24 protein-coding genes and 2 pseudogenes are annotated in these 24,598 nt (G+C 67.7%); 19 read left to right on the plus strand and 7 right to left on the minus strand.

The annotated features are described in order from the left end of the window. Positions 1–26: 26 nt before the first annotated feature. The 4 genes and pseudogenes from ACQ858_RS22455 (at position 27) to ACQ858_RS22470 (ending at position 5,034) form a co-directional block, all read left to right on the plus strand. Positions 27–1,514 carry a DUF4178 domain-containing protein gene (locus ACQ858_RS22455; protein ID WP_431274717.1) on the plus strand — a complete coding sequence of 496 codons (1,488 nt, stop codon included), beginning with the start codon at positions 27–29 and terminating at the stop codon, positions 1,512–1,514. 24 nt (positions 1,515–1,538) lie between these two features. Then, positions 1,539–1,757, plus strand: coding sequence for a DUF350 domain-containing protein (locus tag ACQ858_RS22460; RefSeq protein ID WP_431274718.1), 219 nt, complete (start codon positions 1,539–1,541; stop codon positions 1,755–1,757). Positions 1,758–1,928: 171 nt separating this feature from the next. Continuing rightward, positions 1,929–3,470: a polyamine aminopropyltransferase gene (locus tag ACQ858_RS22465; protein WP_431274719.1), complete on the plus strand. Its 1,542-nt coding sequence runs from the start codon at positions 1,929–1,931 to the stop codon at positions 3,468–3,470. Positions 3,471–3,508: 38 nt separating this feature from the next. Then, positions 3,509–5,034 (plus strand): annotated as a pseudogene (locus ACQ858_RS22470) (FAD-dependent oxidoreductase). 111 nt (positions 5,035–5,145) lie between these two features. Here the strand turns inward: ACQ858_RS22470 and ACQ858_RS22475 are convergent. Both ACQ858_RS22475 and ACQ858_RS22480 read right to left on the minus strand, forming a co-directional pair. Next, positions 5,146–6,531: an aminopeptidase P N-terminal domain-containing protein gene (locus ACQ858_RS22475; protein ID WP_431274720.1), complete on the minus strand. Its 1,386-nt coding sequence runs from the start codon at positions 6,529–6,531 to the stop codon at positions 5,146–5,148. 170 nt (positions 6,532–6,701) lie between these two features. Then, positions 6,702–6,983, minus strand: a complete 282-nt coding sequence (locus ACQ858_RS22480; protein WP_431274721.1) for a hypothetical protein — start codon at positions 6,981–6,983, stop codon at positions 6,702–6,704. On the opposite strand from ACQ858_RS22480, the gene ACQ858_RS22485 reads away from it, so the two are divergent. Then, on the plus strand, positions 6,952–8,727 hold the full coding sequence (locus ACQ858_RS22485; RefSeq protein ID WP_431274722.1) for a hypothetical protein: 1,776 nt from the start codon (positions 6,952–6,954) through the stop codon (positions 8,725–8,727). The two genes, ACQ858_RS22480 and ACQ858_RS22485, sit on opposite strands and share 32 nt — an antisense overlap. A gap of 56 nt (positions 8,728–8,783) precedes the next feature. Here ACQ858_RS22485 and ACQ858_RS22490 read toward each other — a convergent pair whose 3' ends face one another. Then, positions 8,784–9,473, minus strand: coding sequence for a nucleotidyltransferase family protein (locus tag ACQ858_RS22490; protein WP_431276926.1), 690 nt, complete (start codon positions 9,471–9,473; stop codon positions 8,784–8,786). 23 nt (positions 9,474–9,496) lie between these two features. Beyond that, positions 9,497–9,886 (minus strand): adenosylmethionine decarboxylase, encoded by a 390-nt coding sequence (gene speD / locus ACQ858_RS22495; protein ID WP_431274723.1) that lies wholly within the window; start codon positions 9,884–9,886, stop codon positions 9,497–9,499. A 101-nt stretch (positions 9,887–9,987) separates the two neighbouring features. Here speD and tkt point away from each other — a divergent pair, with 101 nt between their 5' ends. Both tkt and gap read left to right on the plus strand, forming a co-directional pair. Further along, complete coding sequence (tkt, locus tag ACQ858_RS22500; protein ID WP_431274724.1) at positions 9,988–12,027, plus strand: transketolase; 2,040 nt, start codon at positions 9,988–9,990, stop codon at positions 12,025–12,027. Between the two features lie 45 nt (positions 12,028–12,072). After that, positions 12,073–13,074, plus strand: coding sequence for a type I glyceraldehyde-3-phosphate dehydrogenase (gene gap / locus ACQ858_RS22505; RefSeq protein WP_431274725.1), 1,002 nt, complete (start codon positions 12,073–12,075; stop codon positions 13,072–13,074). A gap of 137 nt (positions 13,075–13,211) precedes the next feature. On the opposite strand, the gene ACQ858_RS22510 is transcribed toward gap, so the two are convergent. Further along, on the minus strand, positions 13,212–13,520 hold the full coding sequence (locus tag ACQ858_RS22510; protein WP_431274726.1) for a putative quinol monooxygenase: 309 nt from the start codon (positions 13,518–13,520) through the stop codon (positions 13,212–13,214). Between the two features lie 91 nt (positions 13,521–13,611). Next, on the minus strand, positions 13,612–14,034 hold the full coding sequence (locus ACQ858_RS22515; protein WP_431274727.1) for a VOC family protein: 423 nt from the start codon (positions 14,032–14,034) through the stop codon (positions 13,612–13,614). A 109-nt stretch (positions 14,035–14,143) separates the two neighbouring features. On the opposite strand from ACQ858_RS22515, the gene ACQ858_RS22520 reads away from it, so the two are divergent. Then, positions 14,144–14,791, plus strand: coding sequence for a TetR/AcrR family transcriptional regulator (locus tag ACQ858_RS22520; protein ID WP_431274728.1), 648 nt, complete (start codon positions 14,144–14,146; stop codon positions 14,789–14,791). Here ACQ858_RS22520 and ACQ858_RS22525 read toward each other — a convergent pair. Further along, on the minus strand, positions 14,788–15,015 hold the full coding sequence (locus ACQ858_RS22525; protein WP_431274729.1) for an oxidoreductase-like domain-containing protein: 228 nt from the start codon (positions 15,013–15,015) through the stop codon (positions 14,788–14,790). The two genes, ACQ858_RS22520 and ACQ858_RS22525, sit on opposite strands and share 4 nt — an antisense overlap. Positions 15,016–15,121: 106 nt before the next feature. On the opposite strand from ACQ858_RS22525, the gene ACQ858_RS22530 reads away from it, so the two are divergent. From ACQ858_RS22530 to ACQ858_RS22580, 11 genes and pseudogenes are all read left to right on the plus strand, one after another. Further along, complete coding sequence (locus tag ACQ858_RS22530; protein ID WP_431274730.1) at positions 15,122–15,868, plus strand: LytTR family transcriptional regulator DNA-binding domain-containing protein; 747 nt, start codon at positions 15,122–15,124, stop codon at positions 15,866–15,868. 184 nt (positions 15,869–16,052) lie between these two features. Next, on the plus strand, positions 16,053–16,916 hold the full coding sequence (locus ACQ858_RS22535; protein WP_431274731.1) for an FAD binding domain-containing protein: 864 nt from the start codon (positions 16,053–16,055) through the stop codon (positions 16,914–16,916). Between the two features lie 27 nt (positions 16,917–16,943). Beyond that, on the plus strand, positions 16,944–17,435 hold the full coding sequence (locus ACQ858_RS22540; RefSeq protein WP_431274732.1) for a (2Fe-2S)-binding protein: 492 nt from the start codon (positions 16,944–16,946) through the stop codon (positions 17,433–17,435). Positions 17,436–17,569: 134 nt separating this feature from the next. After that, positions 17,570–19,333 (plus strand): annotated as a pseudogene (locus ACQ858_RS22545) (aerobic carbon-monoxide dehydrogenase large subunit); the annotation flags it as partial. 22 nt (positions 19,334–19,355) lie between these two features. Further along, positions 19,356–19,847 carry a molybdopterin cofactor-binding domain-containing protein gene (locus tag ACQ858_RS22550; RefSeq protein ID WP_431276927.1) on the plus strand — a complete coding sequence of 164 codons (492 nt, stop codon included), beginning with the start codon at positions 19,356–19,358 and terminating at the stop codon, positions 19,845–19,847. Positions 19,848–19,857: 10 nt separating this feature from the next. Beyond that, positions 19,858–20,475 (plus strand): CoxG family protein, encoded by a 618-nt coding sequence (locus tag ACQ858_RS22555; RefSeq protein WP_431274733.1) that lies wholly within the window; start codon positions 19,858–19,860, stop codon positions 20,473–20,475. A 4-nt stretch (positions 20,476–20,479) separates the two neighbouring features. Beyond that, positions 20,480–21,385, plus strand: a complete 906-nt coding sequence (locus ACQ858_RS22560; RefSeq protein WP_431274734.1) for an AAA family ATPase — start codon at positions 20,480–20,482, stop codon at positions 21,383–21,385. Continuing rightward, positions 21,382–22,545: a VWA domain-containing protein gene (locus ACQ858_RS22565; RefSeq protein ID WP_431274735.1), complete on the plus strand. Its 1,164-nt coding sequence runs from the start codon at positions 21,382–21,384 to the stop codon at positions 22,543–22,545. Before ACQ858_RS22560 ends, ACQ858_RS22565 begins: the two co-directional genes overlap by 4 nt. A gap of 58 nt (positions 22,546–22,603) precedes the next feature. Next, entirely contained in the window at positions 22,604–23,488 is an 885-nt protein-coding gene (locus ACQ858_RS22570; RefSeq protein ID WP_431274736.1) for an XdhC family protein, read from the plus strand. 1 nt (position 23,489) lies between these two features. Continuing rightward, the gene (locus ACQ858_RS22575) at positions 23,490–24,167 is read left to right on the plus strand and encodes a nucleotidyltransferase family protein (protein WP_431274737.1); all 678 of its coding nucleotides are present in this window, start codon (positions 23,490–23,492) and stop codon (positions 24,165–24,167) included. An 82-nt stretch (positions 24,168–24,249) separates the two neighbouring features. After that, positions 24,250–24,597, plus strand: a complete 348-nt coding sequence (locus ACQ858_RS22580; protein ID WP_431274738.1) for an FHA domain-containing protein — start codon at positions 24,250–24,252, stop codon at positions 24,595–24,597. Position 24,598: the final 1 nt, after the last annotated feature.

Consider the following 24,598-nt stretch of genomic DNA (forward strand, 5'->3'; position numbering starts at 1 on the left):
CGCAGGTTGGCCCTCTTCGGAGTGCCATGGCTGAGAACGGCGCCAATCAGCGCTACTACCGCGCGCCCTGCCCCGGCTGCGGAGCGCCGGTCGAGTTCCGCTCCGCGCAATCCACGCATGCGGTGTGCCAGTACTGCCGCAGCACGGTGGTGCGCCAGGGCGAGACGCTCGCGCGCACCGGCAAGATGGCGGAGCTGTTCGACGACTTCAGCCCGCTGCAGCTCTTTGCCGCAGGCCGCGTCGACGATCGGCCGTTCACGCTCATCGGCCGGCTGCAGTACGGCTACGACGGCGGACGCTGGACGGAATGGATCGCCGCGCTCGACGGCGACCGCACCGGGGTTCTGAGCGAGGACAACGGCGCCTTCGTCTTCGCGCTGCCCTTCGACCTGGAGCGCGAGGCGCCGTCCGCCGCTCTGCTGCGCGTCGGCGCGACCACGGCCTTCAACGGCCAGGCCTATACCGTCACGTCGAACGAGCAGGCGGCGCTCGTCTCTGCGCAAGGCGAACTGCCCCGGCTGCCCGAACTGGGCCGACGTTTCGCGGTGGTCGAGCTGCGCGGCGACAACGGGCAGGTGCTGAGCCTGGAGTACGACACCGATCCGACCAGCGCGTGGCTCGGCCGCGCGGTGCAGCTCGAAGACCTGCAGCTCACCGGCCTGCAGGGCGAATCGGCGAAGGAAGAAAAGGCGCGCAGCTTCAACTGCCCGAACTGCGGCGCGACGGTCACCGTCAACCTCGCCGACAGCAAGAGCATCACCTGCGCCTCGTGCAACAGCATCATCGATCTGACCCAGGGCATCGGCGGCGAGCTCCGGCACGCGCTGCAGGATGAGCCGGTGCAGCCGCTGATTCCGCTCGGCACGGTCGGGCAGCTGCAGGGCCTGGATTGGCAGGTCGTCGGGTTCCAGCACCGCATGGGCGTGGCGCCCGGCGACGACGAGCATTTCGGCTGGAGCGAGTACCTGCTGTTCAACCGCAAGCGCGGCTTCAGCTTCCTGGTCGACTCGGAGGACGGCTGGAGCCTGGTCCGCCCGACCACCGGGGCGCCGACGATGTCCAGGGACGGGTCGAAAGCCACCTATCTCGGCAAGGACTACCGCCAGCTCTACGCCTACAACGCCGAGACGTCCTACGTGGCGGGCGAGTTCTATTGGCAGGTCCTGCGCGGGCAGAAGACCTTCAACCGCGACTTCGCCAGCGGCTCGTCGCTGCTGTCGATGGAGCGCTATGCCAACGAGATCACCTGGTCGTCGGGCAGCAAGATCGACAGCGCCGCCGTGGCCGCCGCCTTCAAGCTCGGCGGCGGCAAGGAACTGTTCAAGCGCAACGACGCGGGGCCGGTGAGTGCGGGCTCGAGCGTCGGCTGCGGCACGATCATCCTCGTGGTGGTGATCATCATCATCCTGCTGCTCATCCTGAGCACATGCAGCGGCTCCGGCGGCGGAGGCGGCGGCGTGCGCAGCTCGGGCGGTTCGTACGGTGGCTATTCCAGTGGCGGCGGCCACAAATGATGTTTTTTTCCGGAGGTCCTCATCATGGGATTTGAATGGTTGAAGCCGGACGTCGTCCTCGGGTCGCTCGTCTATGCGCTGTTGGGCGTGGCGATCTTCTGGCTGTGCTTCCTCGTCATCGACAAGCTCACGCCCTATGACCTGTGGCAGGAGATCGTCGAGAAGCAGAACGTGGCGCTCGGTGTGGTCGTCGCGGCCATGAGCTTGGGCATCTGCGTGATCGTCGCCGCAGCGATCCATTGAGCCCCTCGGCTTGCCACTTCGTGTGCTTCGCCATCCCCCGAGGGAGGGCCCGGCCGCCTTGGGGCGGCCCGGCGCCGGCCGATCATTGAGCCCCTCGGCTTGTCACTTCGTGTGCTTCGCCATCCCCCGAGGGGAGGGCCCGGCCGCCTTGGGGCGGCCCGGCGTCGGCCGATGACCGGTACAGAGTCCATTTCGAGGCGCGGCCCGCAGCCCGTCGAGATCGCGCTGCTCGCCAGCGTGTTCGTGGTCGCGGCCTGCGGGCTGGTCTACGAACTCAGCGCGGCGGCGCTGAGTTCGTACCTGCTCGGCGATTCGGTGCTGCAGTTCAGCACCGTCATCGGCACCTATCTCTTCGCCATGGGCGTGGGCTCGTGGCTCTCGCGCTATTTCGATCGGCAATTGCCGGCGCATTTCCTGCGCATCGAGTTGCTGGTGGCGCTCATCGGCGGCGGAATGCCGGCGGTGCTCTTCATTGCCAACGCCTATGTGCCCGGTGCGTTCCGGCTGCTGCTTTACGGCATGGTGCTGGCGGTCGGTGCGCTGGTCGGCCTTGAGATTCCGCTGGTCATGCGAATCCTCCGCCGCAACGTCGCGCTGAAGGAGCTCGTTTCGCAGGTGCTGACCTTCGACTACCTCGGTGCGCTCGCGGTGTCGATCGCCTTCCCGCTGCTGCTCGTGCCGCAACTCGGGATGATCCGCACCGGCCTGCTGTTCGGCCTCATGAACGCGGCGGTCGCGTTGTGGGCGCTCTGGCTTTTTCGCCATGAACTGCGGCGGGCTGGGGCGCATGCGGCGGCCTGCGCGCTGGTACTGCTCGCGCTCGCGGCGGCTTTCGTCCTGGCCGACCGCATCACGACGCTGGCCGAGGACAAGTTCTACCAGGACCGCATCGTCTTCAGTGCCACCTCGCCCTACCAGCGCATCGTGGTCACGCATGGCAGCGCCGGACATCGGCTGTTCCTCAACGGCAACCTGCAGTTCGCCGAACGCGACGAATACCGCTATCACGAAGCGCTGGTGCATCCGGCGATGGCTGCGCACGGCGCACCGAAGAAGGTCGCCGTGCTCGGGGGCGGCGACGGCATGGCGGTGCGCGAGATCCTCAAGTACCCGTCGGTGGAAAGCGTGACGCTGGTCGAGCTCGACCCGAACATGACGCGGCTCTTCACCGAGCACGAGACGCTCGCCGCGCTCAATGGCGGTTCGCTCAAGTCGCCCAAGGTGCGGATCGTCAACACCGACGCGTTCCAGTGGCTCCAGCAGCCGGGCGACATGTTCGACGTGATCGTGGTCGACTTTCCGGACCCGACCAACTTCGCGATCGGCAAGCTCTACACGAGCTCCTTCTACGCGCTGCTCGACAAGCGGCTCTCGGCGAGCGGCTACGCGGTGATCCAGACCACCTCGCCGCTGATCGCACGCAAGAGCTTCTGGACCGTCGCGCAGACCCTCGAATCGGTCGGCCTGCAGGTCGCGCCCTATCACGCACATGTGCCGAGCTTCGGCGAGTGGGGCTACATCATCGCGAGCCACCGGCCCTACCGCCTGCCCGATGCCGGCGCCCTGCCGAAGGGGCTGCGCTTTCTTTCGGCCGAGAGCCTGCCGCTGCTGTTCGACTTCCCGCTGGACATGTCGCGGGTGCCGGCCGACGTGAACCGGCTGTCGAACCAGGTGCTGGTCACGACCTACGAGCAGGAGTGGGGCAAGCGGTGAAGCGCCGCGTGTTCCTGGGCGGGGCTGCGGGCGCGGCGATGCTGGCCGGCTGCAAGCCGGCACCGGAGATCGCGGGCGGCTTCACCGGTATCGACGTGGCGCGGGGCCATGCACTGCGTGACGGCACCTTGCAGGCGGGTGGCACGCCGGATGTCGCGCGCCGTACGCAGGTGCTGATCGCTGGCGGGGGATCGCAGGGCTCGCGGCCGCGCGCGCATTGCGTCTCGCCGGAATCGACGATTTCGTGCTGCTCGAACTCGAAGACAGCGCGGGCGGAAACAGCCGGGGCGGCGCGGTGAACGGCATCGCCTGCCCGCTCGGGGCGCACTACCTGCCGGTGCCCGGCGATCACGCGCGCGAGGTGCAGGACCTGCTCGAAGAATTCGGCCTTCGCCGGCGCGTCGCCGGACGGTGGGAATACGACGAGCGCCACCTCTGCCACACCCCGCAGGAGCGCCTCTACTTCCGCGGCGAATGGCAGGACGGCCTGCTGCCGGTGCAGGGCGTCGGCGAAGCGACGCTCGCGCAGTACCGCCTCTTCTCGCAGCGTGTGGAGGCGCTGCGCCGCGAGGCGCGATTCGTGATCCCGACGCTCAGGGCCGAAACCGCGCCGCTGCTGCTGTCGCTGGACGCGCTCTCCTTTCAGGCGTGGCTCGACCGAGAAGGGTTCACCGACGCGCACCTGCGCTGGTATCTGGACTACTGCTGCCGCGACGACTACGGCGCCGGCATGGCTCATGTGTCGGCCTGGGCAGGGCTGCACTATTTCGCGAGCCGTCACGGATTCCATGCGCCCGGTGACGACAACCCCGAACGCGACGCCGTGCTGACCTGGCCCGAAGGCAACGCCTGGCTGATGCGCCGGCTGGCCGATCCCCTGGGGGAGCGCCTGAGGACCGGCCATGTGGTCACACGCATCGCCGAGGCACGCGGCGGTGTGGAGGTCGATGCCTTCGATGTCGCAACGCGATCGCGGACACGTTGGCAGGCCGAGCGATGCATCGTCGCACTGCCGGTGTTCATCGCCGCGCGCGTGGTCGAGAACCCGCCCGAAGTGCTGACGCGCGCCGGTTCGCTTGTCCGGTATTCGCCGTGGTTCGTCGCCAACATCCATGTGCGCGAGCCACTGGCAGACCGGCCCGGCGCGGCGCCAAGCTGGGACAACGTGCTCTACGGCACGCGCGGGCTCGGTTACGTCGATGCGCGGCACCAGACGCTGGACCCGACGCCGCGCGCCACCGTGCTGAGCTGGTATCGGCCGCTGGGGCCGAGCGCCTTCGATGGCGATGACGGGCGGCGGCGACTGCTCGACCGGCCATGGGGGAGCTGGCGCGACGACCTGATCGCGGAGCTGTCGGTGCCGCACCCCGACCTGCCGGCGCTGGCGACGCGCATCGACATCACCCGCTACGGCCACGCGATGGCGATTCCGGCGCCCGGGCTGCTGCGGCAGCTCGGTGCGCCCGACCGGGTCCGCGTCGGCCGCCTCGCCTTCGCGCACGCCGATTGGTCGGGCTATTCGATCTTCGAAGAAGCGTTCATCCGCGGTCACCTCGCGGCATGACCAAGGGGGCAGGCCAGGAATCCCGCGGAACCGGCTTCGCCGGGCCGCCGGGATTGCCCCCGGAGAGGGGGTGTCAGAGCCACACGAAGTAGGCGAGGCTGGGGGCGAGGGTCAGTCCTTCATCAGCGCTTCGATTTCGTCGCCCTTGACCGGCACGCCGCGCGAGATCAGCTCGCAGCCCGTTTCGGTCACGATCGCGTCGTCCTCGATGCGGATGCCGATGTTGTGGAACTGCTCCGGCACGCCCTCGGCCGGGCGCACGTAGATGCCCGGTTCGATCGTCAGCACCATGCCCGGCTTCAGGATGCGGCTCGGCCGGTTCTTGATGATCTCGTTGGACAGCGGATCGCGGCGCTCGCTGATCTCGCCCAGCTGGGTCGGCTCGACGTAGCTGCCGCAGTCGTGGACGTCCATTCCCAGCCAGTGGCCCGTGCGGTGCATATAGAAGGGGAAGTAGGCGCGCTTCTCGACCACGTCGTCGACGCTGCCGACCTTGTTGGCGTCGAGCAGGCCCAGGTCCAGCATGCCTTGCGAGAGCACCTTCACCGTGGCTTCGTGGGGATCGTTGAAGCGCTGGCCCGCGCGGGTTGCCGCGACGGCGGCATCCTGGCTGGCGAGGACGAGGTCGTACAGCGCGCGCTGCGGGCCGGTGAACTTCCCGTTGGCCGGGAAGGTGCGGGTGATGTCGCTGGCGTAGCCGTCCAGCTCGCAGCCGGCGTCGATGAGCACCAGCTCGCCGTCGCGCACCGGGGTGGTGTCGGCGCGGTAGTGCAGCACGCAGGCGTTGGCGCCCGCCGCCACGATCGAGCCGTAGGCCGGGTACTGCGAGCCGCCGAGCCGGAATTCGTGCAGCAGCTCGGCGTCGAGGTGGTATTCGCGCACGTCCTTGCCTTCGCGCAGCATGCGAGCCGACAGCTGCATCGCGCGGATGTGGGCGCGGGCGCTGATCTGCGCGGCGCGGCGCATCGTGTCCTGTTCGTGCGCGTCCTTGACCAGGCGCATCTCATCGAGCGGGCCGCACAGGTCGCGCTGCTCTTCGGGGCACAGCGCGCCGAAGCGCACCCGGGAACGCACTGCGGAAAGCCAGCCGTCGACCCGCGTTTCCAGCCCCTTGTGCGTCGCGAACGGATACCAGACCACCGATTTGTTCTCGAGCAGCCGCGGCAGCCGCACATCCAGTTCGTGGACCGAATAGGCCTCGTCGACCCCCAGCACCCCCGGCGCAGCCTCGGGACCCAGTCGGTAGCCGTCCCAGATCTCGCGCTCCAGGTCCTTCGGTGCGCAGAACAACGTCGACCGGCCGTCGCCGGTCAGCACCAGCCAGGCGTTCGGCTCGGTGAAGCCGGTCAGGTAATAGAAGTAGCTGTCGTGTCGATACAGGAAGTCGCTGTCGCGGTTGCGCTGCCGCTCGGGCGCGGTCGGAATGATCGCGATGCCGTCGGCGCCTAAATAAGTAGAAAGATGTATACGACGGGGGGCTTGATGATTTGCGGTCATAACGTCACTATTCGCTACCTTTGTAAGTGCTTCCCAAGTGGGCGAAAAAACACGAAGAAAGTATTTGCAAGATGGTTTGCCCGTAGGAGTCATCCCACGTAAAAAGCGACCACTTGTTATTTTGGAGGTGTTTTTTGTTGAAAGTTGTTCATAAGAGCGCCATTTTGCTGTCATTGGGCGCCATCGCGCTCGCCGGCTGCGGCGGGGGGTGGTGGTGGCGGCGGTGCCAGTGGCGCCGCCCTGGCCGCGGCGGCAGCCTCGGCGTCGCAGACCGCCTCTTCCTCCTCGGCCGGCAATGGAGGTGTCTCTTCCGGCGGCACGGTCCTGGGGACCACACCGCAGACGACGACCTTCTGCGGAGCCCAGAGTACGGACATCGTCGACAGCGCGCTGAACATCGTGGCGGCACAGTACACCGCCATGGCCGCCCAGTTGAGCAAGGATGCCGGCATTGCCTATCGCTATGGCCCGGATGCGGTGGCATGCGGCACCGCCAATGCGGGCGTGGCGCTGTACAAGCGCACCGATACCAAGCTCACGGCCCCGGCGCCGGACTACCCGTTCTGGTGGTCGGTCGGCGGGCCGCCCAGTTCCTCCGCAGGCTTGTTCTCGTCGAACCTTGCCAACACGGCTTTCGTGGCGGACGACACGTCACAGCGCGTGGGCGTGTCCGACATCCAGGTCTCGAACTACATGTACAACGTGTTCGCGCAGCTGCCGCAACTGAACTGGACGCGGGCCGCCGTCACCGGCGGCGGCATCGACAGCGTGAACGTGATGGACTATCGCGCCCAAGGCCTCGTGAGCAGCGACCCGATCGCCGTCGGCCGCTGCGCGGGCCGGCCGGCCTTCTGCTCGGAAGGCCTGGTCGCGTTCCAGAATGGCGTCATCGCGACGGTCGGCAGCAACACGGCCCGCAACGAGGCGAGCGTGAAGCTGCCGGCCAACAAGGTGCCGACCGCCATCGCCATGACCAACAACAGCGAATTCGCGCTGGTCACGGTCTGGGACACGCAAGCGCTCAAGGGCCAGGTGGCGGTCATCGCGCTGGCCGGCCTGTGCGACGGATGCAGCCCCTACGACTCTACCGGGGTCACGACGAAGACCGCCGCCTGGTACAACAACTGGCAGGAATGGATGGGCGTCTACCCGGGTCTGGTGAACATGGGCGACATCGCGTTCATGAAGATCCTGGGCTATGTCGACCTGCCGGGCATGGCGGCACCGACCGAGATCGCCGTCACGACCGGCATGGACCAGTTCAGGACGCTCTACCAGACCGGCTCGAAGGTCGGCCAGTTCATCGGATTGGACAATTCGCCGCTGACGAACAACTGGCAGAGCTTCGCGAGCGGGGGCGCCAACTACTACAGCTACGCCAAGGGCGGCGTGGCGGTGGTGATCTCCAAGTCGGAGCAGAAGGCCGCGTTCATCGACCTGAAGCCGCTGTTCAGCTACTTCAACGGCATGTACTTCAGCTCGAACGTGAGCCAGACGACCAACTTCGGCCAGTCGGCCAGCCAGTGGCCGTTCACCTTCGACGTGCAGGCCTCGCAGAAGCCCACGGTGCTCAAGACGGTGTCGCTGGGCGCGCGTCCGACCGCGGTGAAGACCACGATCTTCGGCTCCACCCCGCGCGCCTGGGTCGCAACGCAGGACGGCACGCTGCACATCTACAGCCTCGACGGCTTCGCACCGGGTGACGGCTCGAACATGGCGGCCAACCCGCCGGCGAGCAACATCGCCGAAGTGGGCACCGTGACCGGCATCGGCCGCAATCCGACGTCGCTTGCGACCTCCAAGGGCGAGCCGGCCAACACCGGCTTCGAGCCGAGCAGCCAGCAGGTCATCGTTGCCTCCCGCGGCGACAACAAGATCAACTGGGTGCGCTTCGCCTCGAACGGTAACAGCGGCAGCATCGTGCGCACGATCCAGCACAGCGAGATGAAGGACCTGATCGCGGTCGAGGACGCGGACAACTTCGCGAACCAGGGCTACGTGATGAGCGCGCTCGACTACACGGGCAAGGCGATGCGCAACTACCGCTATGGTCCGGTGATCTTCGGCGACGGCGGTGCGTGCCCGGCGCCCAACGGCTGCCCGATCAACGCGATCAACGGCGCCGCGGCCGAGTACGGCGGCGCGATGGCGCTGCCCGGCAAGCCCTTCCAGATGTCGACATCGAACGTTCCCTGAGGCGGGCTTCGCGACAGCCGCCAGCGAATACGGCCCGCGTCGAGCGGGCCGTTTTTTCATCTGTTCAGTTCGGCCAGCCGATCGGGCGTGCCGACATCGGCCCAGCGTCCGGTGTAGAGCTCCGCGCCGACCAGGCCCGATCGCATCGCATCGCGCAGCAACGGCGCCAAAGCCGCCTTGATCCCGCGCGGGTTGCCGGCTTCGATATCGCAATGCGGGGGCGCGAAAAGCGCGGCGCGGTACAGCGCGATCGTCGAAAAGGTGTACTTCTGCGCCGCTTCGCTCAGCGCGCGACCGTCCTCGGCGATGCCGAAGTCGCCTGTCGGGTGGTGCGCCGGATTCGGCACCAGCCACAGCAGCGCGAGGCGTCCGCTCGCCACGAAGCGCTCCACGGCTTCGCGTGTGAACCGGAAATCCGGCGCGTACACGTCACCGGCAGCGACCCAGAAGACATCGCCCAGCATCGGCAGCGCGCGAACGATGCCGCCGGCCGTTTCGAGCGCGCCGCCGAAGTCCCTGCCTTCCTGCGAGTAGGCGATGGTGGATTCGTCGAACCGTTCCCCGAAGCGCGCCGGGATCTGCTCGCCGAGCCACGCGGTGTTCACCACCAAGTCGGTGAAGCCGCCCGCGGCCAGGGCCTCGACGGGCCATTGCATCAGGGGCTTGCCCGCGACTTCGAGCAGCGGCTTGGGCGTGGCGTCGGTCAGGGGGCGCATGCGCTCGCCGCGCCCGGCGGCCAGGATCATCGCCTTCACGGTTGTCGAGGTGTTCATGCCGCTTCGGCCTTGATCGAGCCGCGCTGCAATGCATGCCGCTCGGCGTGCCGCGGCATGAAGAGCGCCTCCAGCGAATCCATCACCGCCCTCGCCTTCGAAGAATGGTCCCCACCGAAGTTGCAGACGTAGACATCGAGCGTCACGCCGCTTTGTTCAGGCCACGTATGGACGCACAGATGCGATTCCGCGAGCAGCACCGTGGCCGTCACGCCGCCGGGTCCCTGCGACGTGGCCGGGAACGCGTGAAAGAGCGTGCCCACCACCTGGAGCCCGGCCGATTCCGCCGCATCGACGCACGCCGCGCCGAGTGCCTGCGCGTCGACCAGCCAGCGCGCGGCGCAACGGCAATCGTGGAGATCGGCGGTGAGGTGCAGTCCATGCATGGCTGGCACTCTAGCAGCCCATCCGCGGGCGGCCGGGAGGGGCCGCGACCTCGCCCGCTAAAATGCCGGGTTCCCCCTAACTTGCTCCCAGGAAGCCACAGATGGCCAACCAAGCCTTGATGGCCAACGCGATCCGCGCGTTGGCAATGGATGCCGTACAACTCGCAAACTCGGGGCATCCGGGCGCACCCATGGGAATGGCCGACATGGCCGTTGCGCTCTGGGGCGAACATCTCAAGCACAACCCGGCCAATCCGCACTGGTTCGATCGCGACCGCTTCGTGCTCTCGAACGGACATGCCTCGATGCTCATCTACGCGGTGCTGCATCTCACCGGTTACGACCTGTCCGTCGACGAGCTGAAGCACTTCCGCCAGCTCCACAGCAGGACCGCCGGCCACCCCGAAACCGGCGTGACGCCCGGCGTCGAGACCACGACCGGCCCGCTCGGCCAGGGCATCACCAATGCCGTCGGCTTCGCCCTCGCCGAGAAGCTGCTGGCTTCGGAGTTCAACCGCAAGGGCCACGACATCGTCGACCATCACACCTACGTCTTCCTCGGCGATGGCTGCCTGATGGAAGGCATCAGCCACGAAGCGGCGGCGCTTGCGGGCGCATGGAAGCTCGGCAAGCTGATCGCGCTGTACGACGACAACGGCATTTCCATCGACGGCCCGGTCAAGCCCTGGTTCATCGACAACACCGAAGAGCGCTTCAAGGCCTACGGCTGGCAGGTGATCGGACCGATCGACGGCCATGACGTCAAGGACGTCTCGAAGGCCATCGAAAAGGCCAAGAAGCACGGCGACAAGCCCACCCTGATCATCTGCAAGACGCAGATCGGCAAGGGCAGCCCGAACCGCGCCAACACGGCCAAGGCGCACGGCGAGCCGCTCGGCGCCGACGAGATCGGCCTCACCCGCAGCGCGCTGCAGTGGACGCATGCGCCCTTCGAGCTGCCGGAAGCCGTCTACCAGGAGTGGGATGCCAAGGCCTCCGGCGTCAAGGCCGAAGCCGCCTGGAACGAGAGGTTCGCCGCCTACGCGCAGGCCTTTCCGGACCTCGCGGAAGAGTTCACCCGCCGCATGAAGGGCGAACTGCCGAAGAATTTCCACCAGACGGCCCTGGACACGATCGTCGCCGCGCACACCAAGGCCGAGACGGTCGCGTCGCGCAAGGCTTCGCAACTCGCGCTCGAAGCCTTCACCGCCGCATTGCCCGAGCTGCTCGGCGGCAGTGCCGACCTGACCGGCTCCAACCTCACCAACACCAAGAGCACGCCGAGCCTGCGCTTCGACGACAAGGGCGCGGTGGTGCGCAGCGAAGGCAACGAGCAATTTCCCGACGGGCTGCCCGGCCGCCACATCAATTACGGCGTGCGCGAATTCGGCATGGCCGCGATCATGAACGGCGTGGCGCTGCACGGCGGCTACATCCCCTACGGCGGCACCTTCCTGACCTTCAGCGACTACAGCCGCAACGCGATCCGCATGGCGGCGCTGATGAAGCAGCGCGTGATCCACGTCTTCACGCACGACTCCATCGGCCTCGGCGAAGACGGCCCGACGCACCAGTCGATCGAGCATGCCGCCTCGCTGCGCCTGATCCCGAACCTCGACGTCTGGCGCCCCGCCGACACCGCCGAGACCGCGGTGGCCTGGGCCGTTGCGCTGCAGAACGCCAGCCGCCCGACGGCGCTGCTGCTGTCGCGCCAGAACCTGCCCTATTCGCCGAAGAGCGACCTGAGCGACATCAACAAGGGCGCCTACGTGCTGGCCGAACCGCAGGGCGGCAAGAAGGCGAAGGCCGTCATCATCGCGACCGGCTCCGAAGTGCAGCTGGCGCTCAAGGCGCAGGAGCTGCTGGCCGCGAAGAAGATCCCGGTGCGCGTGGTCTCGATGCCATCGACCACCACCTTCGACCGCCAGAGCGTCGAGTACAAGAAGAGCGTGCTGCCGCAAGGCGTGCTGCGCGTTGCGGTGGAAATGGGCGCGACGGACGGCTGGTGGAAGTACGGCGTCGCCGCCGTCGTCGGCATCGACACCTACGGTGAATCGGCACCCGCCGGCGTGCTGTTCAAGCACTTCGGGTTCACGGCAGAGAACGTCGCTGCCACGGTCGAAGCGGCGCTCAAGCGCTGATCTCGGCCGCCTCTTTCGGTTTTCAATCATCCAGGAGCAAATGACATGGCTATCAAACTCGGTATCAACGGCTTCGGTCGCATCGGTCGCAACGTGCTTCGCGCTGCGGTGCAGAACTTCAAGAACGACATCGAGATCGTCGCGATCAACGACCTGCTCGAACCCGAATACCTCGCCTACATGCTCCAGTACGACTCGGTGCACGGCCGCTTCCAGGGCGAGATCAACGTCGAAGGCAACACGTTGATCGTCAACGGCAAGAAGATCCGCCTGACGCAGGAGCGCGACCCCGCGCAGCTCAAGTGGAACGAAGTCGGCGCGGACATCGTGCTTGAATCCACCGGCCTCTTCCTCACCAAGGAAACCGCGCAGAAGCACATCGACGCCGGCGCCAAGAAGGTGCTGCTGTCGGCCCCCAGCAAGGACGACACCCCCATGTTCGTCTACGGCGTGAACGACAAGAAGTACGCCGGCGAAGCCATCATCAGCAACGCGAGCTGCACCACGAACTGCCTTGCGCCGATCGCCAAGGTGCTCAACGACAAGTGGGGCATCAAGCGCGGCCTGATGACCACCGTGCACGCCGCCACCGCGACGCAGAAGACCGTCGACGGCCCGAGCAACAAGGACTGGCGCGGCGGCCGCGGCATCCTCGAGAACATCATCCCGTCGAGCACCGGCGCCGCCAAGGCCGTGGGCGTGGTGATCCCCGAGCTCAACAAGAAGCTCACCGGCATGAGCTTCCGCGTGCCGACCTCCGACGTGTCGGTGGTCGACCTCACGGTTGAACTCGAAAACGCCGCCACCTACAAGGAAATCTGCGCGGAGATGAAGGCGCAGAGCGAAGGCGCGCTCAAGGGCGTGCTGGGCTACACCGAGGACAAGGTGGTCGCCACCGACTTCCGCGGCGACCCGCGCACCTCGATCTTCGACGCCGAAGCCGGCATTGCGCTCGACGGCACCTTCGTCAAGCTCGTGAGCTGGTATGACAACGAGTGGGGCTACTCGAACAAGTGCCTGGAGATGGTCCGGGTCATTTCGAAGTAACCCCCAGCCTCGCCTACTTCGTGTGGCTCTGCACCCCCTCGAGGGGGCGCACCCTGCGGCCCGGCTGAGCCGGTTCCGCGGGAGCCTGCGAACGAAAAGCGCGCCCTTCGGCGCGCTTTTTCTTGGGGAGCTGTGGGTCAGGCTGGTTCGAGGACGTGGATGAGGCGGCTTTCGGTCCACTCCTTGGTTTTCGCGCCGTAGGCGGCCATGTGCGGCGCGGCGGCGTGGGCCTGCAGCGCAGCGAGCGAGGCCCACTTCTCGACCACCACGAAGGTGTCGGGGCCGAAGGTGCCGCGCGAGGCGGGCATGCCGGCGGCGTCGACCGTGGCGGTGTATTCGATGCAGCCTTCCTCGGCCAGCACGGCCGGCCGGTTGGCGCGGTAGGCCTCGAGGATCTTGTCGCGTTGACCAGGCTTGGCGGTAATGACGGCGACGACATGAATCATGGGCGGTTGCTCCTTGGGTTCTTGGGGATGGAATCGCCGAATGTACGGTCAGGCGACTCCCGGCACCTGTCGCCTCGGAGGCGCTCGACGATCAGGCCGCTTCCTGCATCACCACCACCATCCACGACACCCCGAAGCGGTCCGCGACCATGCCGAAGGCCGGCGAGAAGAAGGTCTTCCCGAGCGGCATCTGCACCTGGCCGCCATTGCCGAGGCCATCGAAGAGGCGCTTGGCGTCGGCCTCGTCCTTCGCCTGCAGCGACAGCGAAATGCCCTGAAACACCGGCTTGCCTGTCGCGGTCATTCCATCGGACGCCATCACGGTCGATTCGCCGATCGTGAAGGCCGAGTGCATGACCTTGTTGCCGTCGATCGGGGCGCAGTCGGCCCGCGGCGGCTCCGGGTTTTCCTTGAAGCGCATCAGCACCGTGACCTGCGCGCCGACCGCCTTCTTGTAGAACTCGAGCGCCTCTTCGCAGCGGCCATCGAACATCAGATAGGGCTGGACTTGCATGGGATCTCCTTTCGAGAGTGACGGGGGACTTGGGGAATCCGTTGCATTTGTGTACAACGTCCACAAAACGATAGCAAAGACAATGGACGCTGTCCACATGAAAGACCGCATGACCGTCCCGGCCACTTCCGCACCGCGTGCGCGCAGCACCTATCGCCACGGCGATCTCCGACGCGCGCTGCTCGCGGCTGGCGTCGAACTGGCGCGTGCCGGCGGTCCCGAGGCGGTCGTGCTGCGCGAGGCCACACGCCGCGCGGGGGTCGTGCCCAATGCGGCCTATCGCCATTTCGAGAGTCGGCAGGCCCTCCTCCAGGCCGTGAGGGCTGCGGCGCTCAAGGCGGTCGCGCGCGCGATGGAGGCCGAACTCGCCACCCTGCGACCGATGCCCGATCCGGCCACTTTCGCACGCGCGACCGTGCGGGCGGTGGGCACCGGCTACCTGCGGTTCGCACAATCCGAAACCGGCCTCTTCCGCACGGCATTCGCGACCCAGGTGGATGTCGAAGCGCAACCCGACAAGGCGAAGAGCGGCGACAGCGGGCTCAATCCCTTCCAGCTCCTTGGCGCCGCGCTCGACCGCCTCGTCGAAGCCGGCGCGATGCCGGCCGAGCGCCGTCCGGGCGCTGAGTACCTGGCCTGGTCCGCAGTGCACGGCCTGGCGATGCTCGTCATCGACGGCCCCCTGCGCGCCCTGCCGCGCGAGCAGGTCGACGCGCTCGGGCAGCGGCTGCTGGACATGGTGGAAAAGGGCCTCTAGGCTGCGCGCACGCGCGCGAGCAACTCGAGCGCGTCGTCGCGCCACCAGCCGACTGCCGTGAAGTAGCTCTCCCAGACGCATCCATTGCAGCCCCGGCCGCAGCAGGTGGCGGGTTCCGGCGGCGGCGCGCGAAAGCCGGTGAGGCCCGCGTCGAGCAGGCGATCGCCGAGCCGTTGCGTCAGCTCGCGGGCCGAGGCGGCATCGAGGAGTTCGGTCAGGTCCACCTGCCGATGCTAGCCCAGGGCTGCGGGCTCACCCCCTGCGCAATCTGCATCAACAGTGCTTCAATCAGACCCACCGGCCAGCCAGGCCAGGACCACGGAGACACGCATGCAAAGTCGCAGCCCCCTGTACTTGCTCGAGCGCTCGGATGTCGGCGTGGTCCAGCTCGACCGCGACTTGCGCGTCGTCGCGATGAACAGCTTCGCCCGCCGCGTGCTGCCGGTGGAAGACAAGGCGCCGTTCGAGAAGATGGTGCTGTCCTTCCACCCCGAGCGCTCGCAGCCGAAGGTCAAGTTCCTGCTCGATCAGGCCGAGTGCCCGGTGAGCAACCCGCCCCCCATGACGATGATCATCAACATCCCCGAGCGGGTGCTGCTCATCAAGGTCGCCAAGCTCTCGGACCTGCGCGGCGACACCGCGAGCTACACGCTGATCTTCTACGACATCACCGAGCTGGTCGCGGGCGAGGAGCCGGCCGTGCAGAAGCCGCAGGCCAAGCGGCAGCTGCAGAAGATCCCGACCGTGTCGCAGAACCGTATCGTGCTGGTCGACATCGAGGCGGTGACTTACATACGCGCCGAGGGCCACTACACCTGGGTCAGTACCGCGCAGGGGGCGAGCTTCTGCAACCTCAACATCAGCGACCTGGCCGAGCGGCTCGACGGCGATTCGTTCCTGCGTATCCATCGCAGCTACCTTGCCAACCTCGACTACGCCGAGCAGATCCTGCGCGACGACGGCAAGGTCAGCCTCAAGCTGCGCGGAGAGGCGACGCCGCTGCCGGTCGCGCGCACCAGCGTGCCGCGGCTGCTCGAACAGCTCGGCATCGCCGAGGTCGAGGCCTTGCGGGGCTGAGCCGGCACGATCCGGCAAAAGCCGCCCGCGCCCGATGCATTTCACGCAACGAGCGCGCATTTCGTGCACGCACGGCCGAGCTTCGTGCGGCAACTCGCTGTCTCACGAGCGCCGGAACTAAGTTAGCTGCCGGTCCGCACGCACGGGCACGCGCTGCGCGCCAGAACGACAGGAGACAGGCACGATGATTCCCTCCGGATTCGACTACCACGCGCCCCGCACGGTGGGCGACGCAATCCAGCTCCTCGGCACGCTCGGCGGCGACGCCAAGCTGCTGGCCGGCGGACACAGCCTGTTGCCGATGATGAAGCTGCGCTTCGCGCAGCCGGCGCATCTCATCGACCTCAATCGCATCGATTCGCTGCGCGGTATCCGCGAGGACGGCGCAGCGGTGGTGATCGGCGCGATGACGGTCGAGAACGAACTCATCCGTTCCCCGCTGCTGTGGCAGAAAGTCCCGCTGCTGCCCGAAGCGGCGTCGCAGATCGCCGACCCGCAGGTGCGCAACCGCGGCACGATCGGTGGCGACATCGCGCACGGCGATCCGGCCAACGACCATCCGGCGCTCGCGATCGCGCTCGATGCCGTATTCGTGCTCGAAGGACCGAAAGGCCGGCGCGAGGTCCGGGCCGAAGGCTTCTTCCAGGGCACCTACATGACGGACATGGCCGAGGACGAGATCCTGGTCGAGATCCGCATGCCCGCCTTCGCGCCGAAGACCGGCTACGCCTACGAGAAGCTCAAGCGCAAGACCGGCGACTGGGCCACGGCGGCGGCCGCCGTGGTGCTGCGCATGGACGGCGGCAACGTGAGCCACGCGCGCATCGCGCTCACCAACCTGGCGCCGACGGCGCTGCGCGCCGCGGACGCCGAAGCCGCGCTGATCGGCAAGCCGCTCGGCGATGCCTCGATTTCCGATGCCGCCGCCAAGGCGATGGCGATTTGCGATCCGGTCGAGGACCTGCGCGGCGACCGCGACTACAAGATCGCGATGGCCGGCCAGATGGTCCGGCGCGCGATCGCCAAGGCCGCCTCGCGCTGCCAATAGATCCCACAGAACGACGGAGACCCCACCATGGCCAAGCAACTCGTCCACATGACGGTCAACGGCAGGCGCATCGAGAAAGCCGTCGAGCCGCGCATGCTGCTGGTGCACTTCCTGCGCGAGGAATGCCAGCTCACCGGCGCGCACATCGGCTGCGAGACCTCGCACTGTGGCGCTTGCACCGTCGATGTCGACGGTCAGTCGGTCAAGAGCTGCACGCATCTCGCGGTGCAGTGCGAAGGCGCCGAGGTGCTCACCGTCGAAGGGCTCGCACAAGGCGCGGTGCTGCATGCGGTGCAGGAGGGCTTCTATACGCAGCACGGCCTGCAATGCGGCTTCTGCACGCCGGGCATGCTGATGCGGGCCTACCGCTTCTTGCAGGAGAACCCCAACCCGACTGAAGAGGAAGTGCGCGCCGGGATGAGCGGCAATCTCTGCCGCTGCACCGGCTACCAGAACATCGTCAAGGCGGTCATGTACGCAGCCGCCAAGCTGCAACAGACCGAAAAGGTGGCTGCATGAACGCGCCGATCGATCCCCAACTCCTCGAACGCAGCGCTGCGCTGCAAGGCCTCGGCGACAGCCGCCTTCGCAAGGAAGACGCCCGCTTCATCCAGGGCAAGGGCAACTATGTCGACGACATCAAGCTGCCCGGCATGCTGCACATGGACATCGTGCGCTCGCCGCTTGCTCACGCGCGCGTGAAGAAGATCGACAAGAGCGAGGCGCTGAAGGTGCCCGGCGTGATCGCGGTGCTGACCGCCGATGACCTCAAGCCGCTCAAGCTGCACTGGATGCCGACGCTGGCCGGCGACGTGCAGGCGGTGCTCGCGGACGAGAAGGTGCACTTCCAGATGCAGGAAGTCGCGGTCGTCATCGCAGAGGACCGCTACGCGGCCGCGGACGGCGTGGAGGCGGTGCAGGTCGAGTATGAAGAGCTGCCGGTGGTGATCGATCCCTTCGCCGCGCTCGAACCCAACGCGCCCGTGCTGCGCGAGGACCTCGCGGGCAAGACCGAAGGCGCGCACGGCAAGCGCGAGCATCCCAACCACATCTTCACCTGGGAGGCCGGCGACAAGGCCGCGGCCGACACGGCATTCGCAGGGGCCGAGGTCACGGTGGCCGAGCGCATCTTCTATCCGCGCGTGCATCCCTGCCCGCTGGAAACCTGCGGCTGCGTCGCGAGCTTCGACCCGATCCGCGGCGAGCTCACCACCTACATGACCTCGCAGGCGCCGCATGTGGTGCGCACGGTGGTGTCGCTGCTCTCGGGCCTGCCGGAATCGAAGATCCGCATCGTCTCGCCGGACATCGGCGGCGGCTTCGGCAACAAGGTGGGCGTGTATCCGGGCTACGTCTGCGCGATCGTCGCGAGCATCGTCCTGGGCAAGCCGGTGAAGTGGATCGAGGACCGGATCGAGAACATCTCCAGCACCGCCTTCGCGAGGGACTATCACATGGACGGCGAACTCGCCGCCACGAAGGACGGCCGCATCACCGGCCTGCGCGTCAACGTCGTCGCCGACCACGGCGCCTTCGACGCCTGCGCCGACCCGACCAAGTACCCGGCGGGCCTCTTCCACATCTGCTCGGGCTCCTACGACATCCCGGCTGCATGGTGCAGCGTGAAGGGCGTTTACACGAACAAGGCGCCGGGCGGCGTGGCCTACCGGTGCTCGTTCCGCGTGACCGAGGCGGTGTATCTCATCGAGCGCATGGTGGACATCCTCGCGCAGAAGCTCTCCATCGACAAAGCCGAGATCCGCGCGAAGAACTTCATCCGCAAGGAGCAGTTCCCGTACACCTCGCCTTTCGGTTTCGAGTACGACTCCGGTGACTACCAGACGGCGCTTCAGAAGGTGCTCGACGCCTGCGACTACAAAGGCCTGCGCGCCGAGCAGGCCGCCAAGCGCGCGGACCCCAACTGTCCCACGCTGATGGGCATCGGCCTCGTCTCGTTCACCGAAGTGGTCGGCGCAGGGCCGAGCAAGATGTGCGACATCCTCGGTGTCGGCATGTTCGACAGCTGCGAGATCCGCGTGCACCCCACCGGCAGTGCGATCGCGCGCATGGGCACCATCACGCAGGGCCAGGGCCACCAGACCACCTACGCGCAGATCATCGCGACCGAATTGGGGCTGCCTTCCGAGGTGATCCAGGTCGAGGAAGGCGACACCTCCACCGCACCCTACGGGCTCGGCACCTACGGCTCGCGTTCGACGCCGGTGGCCGGTGCCGCCATCGCTCTGGCCGCACGGAAGATCCACGCCAAGGCGCGCAAGATCGCCGCGCACCTGCTCGAAGTCGGCGAAGCCGATCTGGACTGGGAGATCGATCGCTTCAAGGTCAAGGGCGACGACGCGAAGTTCAAGACCATGAAGGACATCTGCTGGGCCGCCTATCACCGAGGCGCCGCCCGGGCTGGAGCCGGGGCTCGAAGCGGTGCACTACTACGACCCGCCCAACTTCACCTTCCCTTTCGGCATCTACCTCTGCGTGGTCGACATCGATCGCGGCACCGGCGAGACCAAGGTGCGGCGCTTCTACGCGCTCGACGACTGCGGCACGCGCATCAACCCGATGATCATCGAAGGGCAGATCCACGGCGGTCTGACCGAAGGCTTCGCGGTCGCGATGGGCCAGCAGATGCCTTTCGACGCGCAGGGCAACCTGCTCGGCAACACGCTGATGGACTACTTCCTGCCGACCGCGGTCGAAACCCCGAAGTGGGAGACGGACCACACCGTGACGCCTTCGCCGCATCACCCGCTGGGCGCCAAGGGCGTGGCCGAGTCGCCGCATGTCGGTTCGATCCCGACCTTCACCTCGGCGGTGGTGGATGCCTTTGCGCATCTGGGCGTGAACCACATGGTGATGCCGCACACCGCGTACCGCGTCTGGCAGCAACTGCGCAAGTCCGGCGTCGCACTCTGAGAAGGCCCCGATGGAAGTCAAGCTCGACAAACGCTACCCGCTCGATGTGGACGCGGCCCGCGCGTGGCAGGTGCTGCGCGACGTGAAGGCCGTGGCCGGCTGCATGCCCGGTGCGGCGATCACCGAACAGGTCGACGAGACGCACTACAAGGGCAACGTGAAGGTCAAGGTGGGCCCGGCCAACGCGGCTTTCGCGGGCGACATCCAGGTGCTTGAACTCGACGACGCGGCGAAGAAGCTGCGCATGCTCGGCAAGGGCGCCGACCGAAGCGGCTCGTCCGCATCGATGGAACTGGGCGCGACCATCGAGCCCGGCGAAACGCCGGCCATCTCGGTGCTGGCCGGTCAGGCGGTGGTCACGGTCAGCGGCAAGTTCGCGCAGTTCGGCAGCCGCCTGCTGGTGCCGGTCTCCGACATGCTGCTCGCGCAGTTCGTCGACAACTTCCGTGCTGCTGCATCGGCGCTGCCGGGTCCTGCGAGCGACGAGGCTGCACCAGCCGGTGCATCAGCGCCGACCGCCTCCAACGAACCTGTCGCGCCGCCCCAGCAGCGAGAACTCAACGCACTCGCGATGCTGTGGGCCCTCATCAAAGGCTGGTTCGCGGGGCTGGGCGGAAAGCGAACCTGATCCCATGACCGAAGCCGAGCTGCGCGAATCGCTGCACCGCGCCGGCTACATCGCCGACGAGGCGCTCGCCACCACGCTGTGGCTGGCCGGCGAATTGCAGCGGCCGCTGCTGGTCGAAGGCGATGCCGGCGTCGGCAAGACCTCGCTCGCCGCCGCGCTCGCGCACGCGCAGGGCCGCGCGCTGGTGCGCCTGCAGTGCCATGAAGGGCTGGACCTGTCGCAGGCCGCCTACGAGTGGAACTACGGCCGTCAGCTGCTCGCGATCCGCCTGCACGAGACCCAGCCGCAGGGCATGAAGGAAGCCGACCTCTTCGCGCGCGACTACCTGCTCGAACGCCCGCTGCTGCAGGCCATCTCGAGCGATGCGCCGTGCGTGCTGCTCATCGACGAGATCGACCGCGCCGACGAGGCGTTCGAGGCCTTCCTGCTCGAAGTGCTGGCCGACTACCAGATCACCGTGCCCGAGCTCGGCACCCTGCGCGCGAAGCACGTGCCGCAGGCGGTGCTCACCAGCAACGGCACGCGCGAGCTTTCCGACGCGCTGCGGCGGCGCTGCCTGTATCACTACCTCGACTACCCGACGCTCGCGCGCGAGATCGCGATCGTTCGCGCCACCTTGCCGCAGGCCGAGAGCGCGCTGGTCGAGCAGGCGGTGGCCTTCGTGCAGCGCCTCAGGCGCGAGGACCTCGAAAAGATGCCCGGCATCGCCGAGACGCTGGACTGGGTGCGCGCGCTGCACCGCCTCGACTTCAAGGCGCTGCCCGACGATCCGCATGCGCTCGCGGGCACGCTGGCCTGCCTGCTCAAGACGCGCGAGGACCGCTTCCAGCTTGGCGAAGAGCGAGTGCGGCAGCTCATCGAGGGTCGACGCGCGGTCGGCGTTGCCGAGAAAGCCCCGCAACCCACATGAACACCCTCGCTCGCCCGCTGGACAGCATCGCCGGCTTCGCGGCCCTGCTGCGCGACCATGGGCTGAAGGTCGGCATCGCGGAGCAGCAGGCCATGGTGGCCGCCGCGTTGCGCGTACCGGTCGAGCGCGCGGCGCGGCTCGATGCGGCGTGGCGTTCCATCGCCTGCCACGACCTGCGCGACTGGCGGCGCTGGCCGGAGCTCTTCGACGCCTACTGGCATCCGGACCGTGTGAAGGGCAAGACCCGGCTGAGCGGCGCCACGCGCCCGAGCCGCCACTTGCCGCAGGTGGTGAAGAGCCTGCACGAGCAACTCGACGCCCGTTCGCCATCGGCGCATCCATCGACCGCCGACAGCGCCCTGCATGCGCCCGTCGAGCCGCAGGAGGAAGCCCGTGAACGTGCGCAAGGCGGCGCGAGCCGTGTCGACGCGCTGCACGACCGGTCGCTTTCGCAATGGTTGCCGCAGGACCTCGCCGAGCTCGAACGCCTCGCGGAGCGCATCGCGCAGCGCCTGCACAGGCGGCTCACGCGCCGCCTGCGAACCAGCCCGCAGGGCCGCCGCCTCGATGTTCGCCGCACCCTGCGCGCGAGCCTGCGCACCGGCGGCCTGCCGCTGCACCCGGTGTGGCGTGCGCCGCGGCGCGAGTGGCCACGGCTCTTCATCCTCGTCGACGTGAGCCGCTCGATGGAGACCCACGCCCAGCTCTTCCTGCGCATCGCGCGCGCGTTCGTGTCGGCGATGAACGCGCGCGTGTTTGTCTTCCACACCCGGCTGGCCGAGGTGACGCCGTTGCTGCGCAGCGACTCTGCTGCAGTGCAGGAGAAGATCAACGCGGTCACCGCGGGATTCGGTGGCGGCACCCGCATCGCGACCAGTGTGGCGGACTTTCATCGCGTGCACGTGCGGGCGCAGCTCACTCGCAAGGCGCGCGTCTGGGTGCTGTCCGATGGATTCGACGCCGACGAACCGCATCGCCTCGCCGAAGAGCTCGCGCAGGTGCGCCGGCGCGGCGCGCTCATCCGCTGGTTCCATCCATCGGACCAACCGCCGGCTTCGCAGGCGATCGCGCACGTGATCGCGAAGGGCGATCTCGTCGAAGGCTTCGAGCGCCTGAACAGCCTGCGCGACCTTGCGGAACTCGCGGGGCACCTGCGATGAGCATGAACGACCGGCCACAGAACATGATCCAACCCGTTTCCCGCCGCAAGGAGTCACCATGAGCAACGTCGATACCGTCCTCGATGCCGCGCACCGGCTGCAGCAGGCCGGCACGCCCTACGCGCTGGTCAGCGTGATCAAGGCGCTCGCGCCCGCCTCGGCGCATCCGGGCGACAAGGCCGTGGTCACCGCCGACGGTGATTTCCACGGCTGGATCGGCGGCGGCTGCGCGCAGCCGGCCGTGGTGCGCACGGTGCGGCAGGTGCTGGCCGACGGGCATGCGCGGATCATCCGCATCACACCCACCGCCGAAGGGGAAGAGAAGGACCTGGGCGACGTGCTCGAGTTCGGCATGGCCTGCCACTCCGGTGGCACGCTCGAGCTGTTCGTCGATCCGGTCCTGCCGCTGGCGCGGCTCGTCGTGATCGGCGCGTCGCCCGTCGCTGCGAGCCTCGCCCAGCTCGCGCCGCGCGTGGGCTTCGCGGTGACGCTCGTCGCGCACGATGCCGATGCCGGCGCATACCCGGATGCGCGTCAGGTCTTCGCGACCGACGACCCGGCCGTCGTCGCGCCGCAGGTCGCGCCCGGTGCATGGGTGGTGGTCGCAACACAGGGGCGGCGCGACGTGCAGGCGCTGCGTCTTGCGCTGGCGCTGGAAGCGCGGCAGGTTTCCTTCGTCGCGAGCGCGCGCAAGGCGCAGGTGCTGAAGGCCTCGCTCGTCGCAGGTGGCGAGAAGGCCGAAGCGGTCGATGCGATCGTGGCGCCAGCCGGCTATCCGATGCCCGCGACCACGCCCGAGGAGATCGCGCTGTCGGTGCTCGCGGCGGTGGTGTCGCACCGCCACGGGGGCGAGGCGAAGCCCGCTGCAGCCAGGTGCTGCAGTGCCCCGGCCGAGTTGCCGCCGCTGCCGGCGGTCATCAAGTCATCCTGCTGCGGACACTGACATGGGCTGCATCCTCAAGGGCGGCGGCGGCCTCTACGCGCGCATGGTGATCGGCGCGGTGCTGCTCGCGGCCGGCGCGGGCAGCCGGCTCGGAGGACGGCCGAAGTCGTTGCTCGAGCTCGGCGGCGTGCCGCTCATCCGGCGGCAGCTGATCGCGCTCTCGGGCGCGGGTGTCGACGAGGTGGTGGTGGTGCTCGGGCATCACGCCGATGCGATCGAGGCCGCGGTGCGTGACTTTCCGGTCACGCTGGTGCGCAACCCTTCGCCCGACGACGGACAGGCTTCGTCGGTGCGCACCGGCCTTGAGGCGCTGTCGCCCAGGCTCGATGCGGTGATCGTCGCGCTGGCGGACCAGCCGATGATCAACGCGCAGGACATCACCGCCCTCATCGGCGCTTTCAAGAAGCGCGGCGACGCCTCGATGGTGGTGCCGCGCGTCGCGGGCGAACCCGGCAACCCGGTGATCTTCGAGGCCGCACTGCGCGACGAATGGCTGGCCGGCGCGGCGAACGCAGCGTGCCGGCGCTGGCGCGACGCGCATCCGGAGCGCGTCCGGTGGTTCGACACCGACAACGGCCGCTACCGCGTCGACATCGATACGCCGGAAGACATGGCTGGGTTCGCCGCGCGCACCGGCCACGAGCTTCGCTGGCCGGCGGCGCTGGCAACCGTCACCTGAGGGCGCACGGCTTGTAACACTGCGCCGTTGTTGTGCAACGGCTCTGCCGCTAGTGTGGGGAAGCGAAGAGGAACGCATCCCGATGGCATTGCTGATACTGATGACTCCCAAGGGCCAGACCACGCAGGTTCCCGTCACCGAACCCGAAATGACCGTCGGCCGCGCCGAGCACAACCATGTGGTGCTGGCTTCGCAACGTGTGAGCCGTTTTCACGCTGCGCTGGCAACCGATGGGCCGGTGGTGACGATCCGCGACCTGGGCAGCCGCAACGGCACTTTCGTGAACGGCCGGCGTATCGAGATGCAAATTCTGGTGAACGGCGACAACATCGATATCGCCGGCTACTGGATGCGCTTTCTCGCGTTCGATCAGGAGCGCATCGACGAGGAGGCGATGCAACTCATCAGCGAACGCGGACCGCTGGTCTGAT

The organism is Variovorax ureilyticus (genome assembly GCF_050632185.1).
Lineage (GTDB): Bacteria > Pseudomonadota > Gammaproteobacteria > Burkholderiales > Burkholderiaceae_C > Variovorax > Variovorax ureilyticus_A.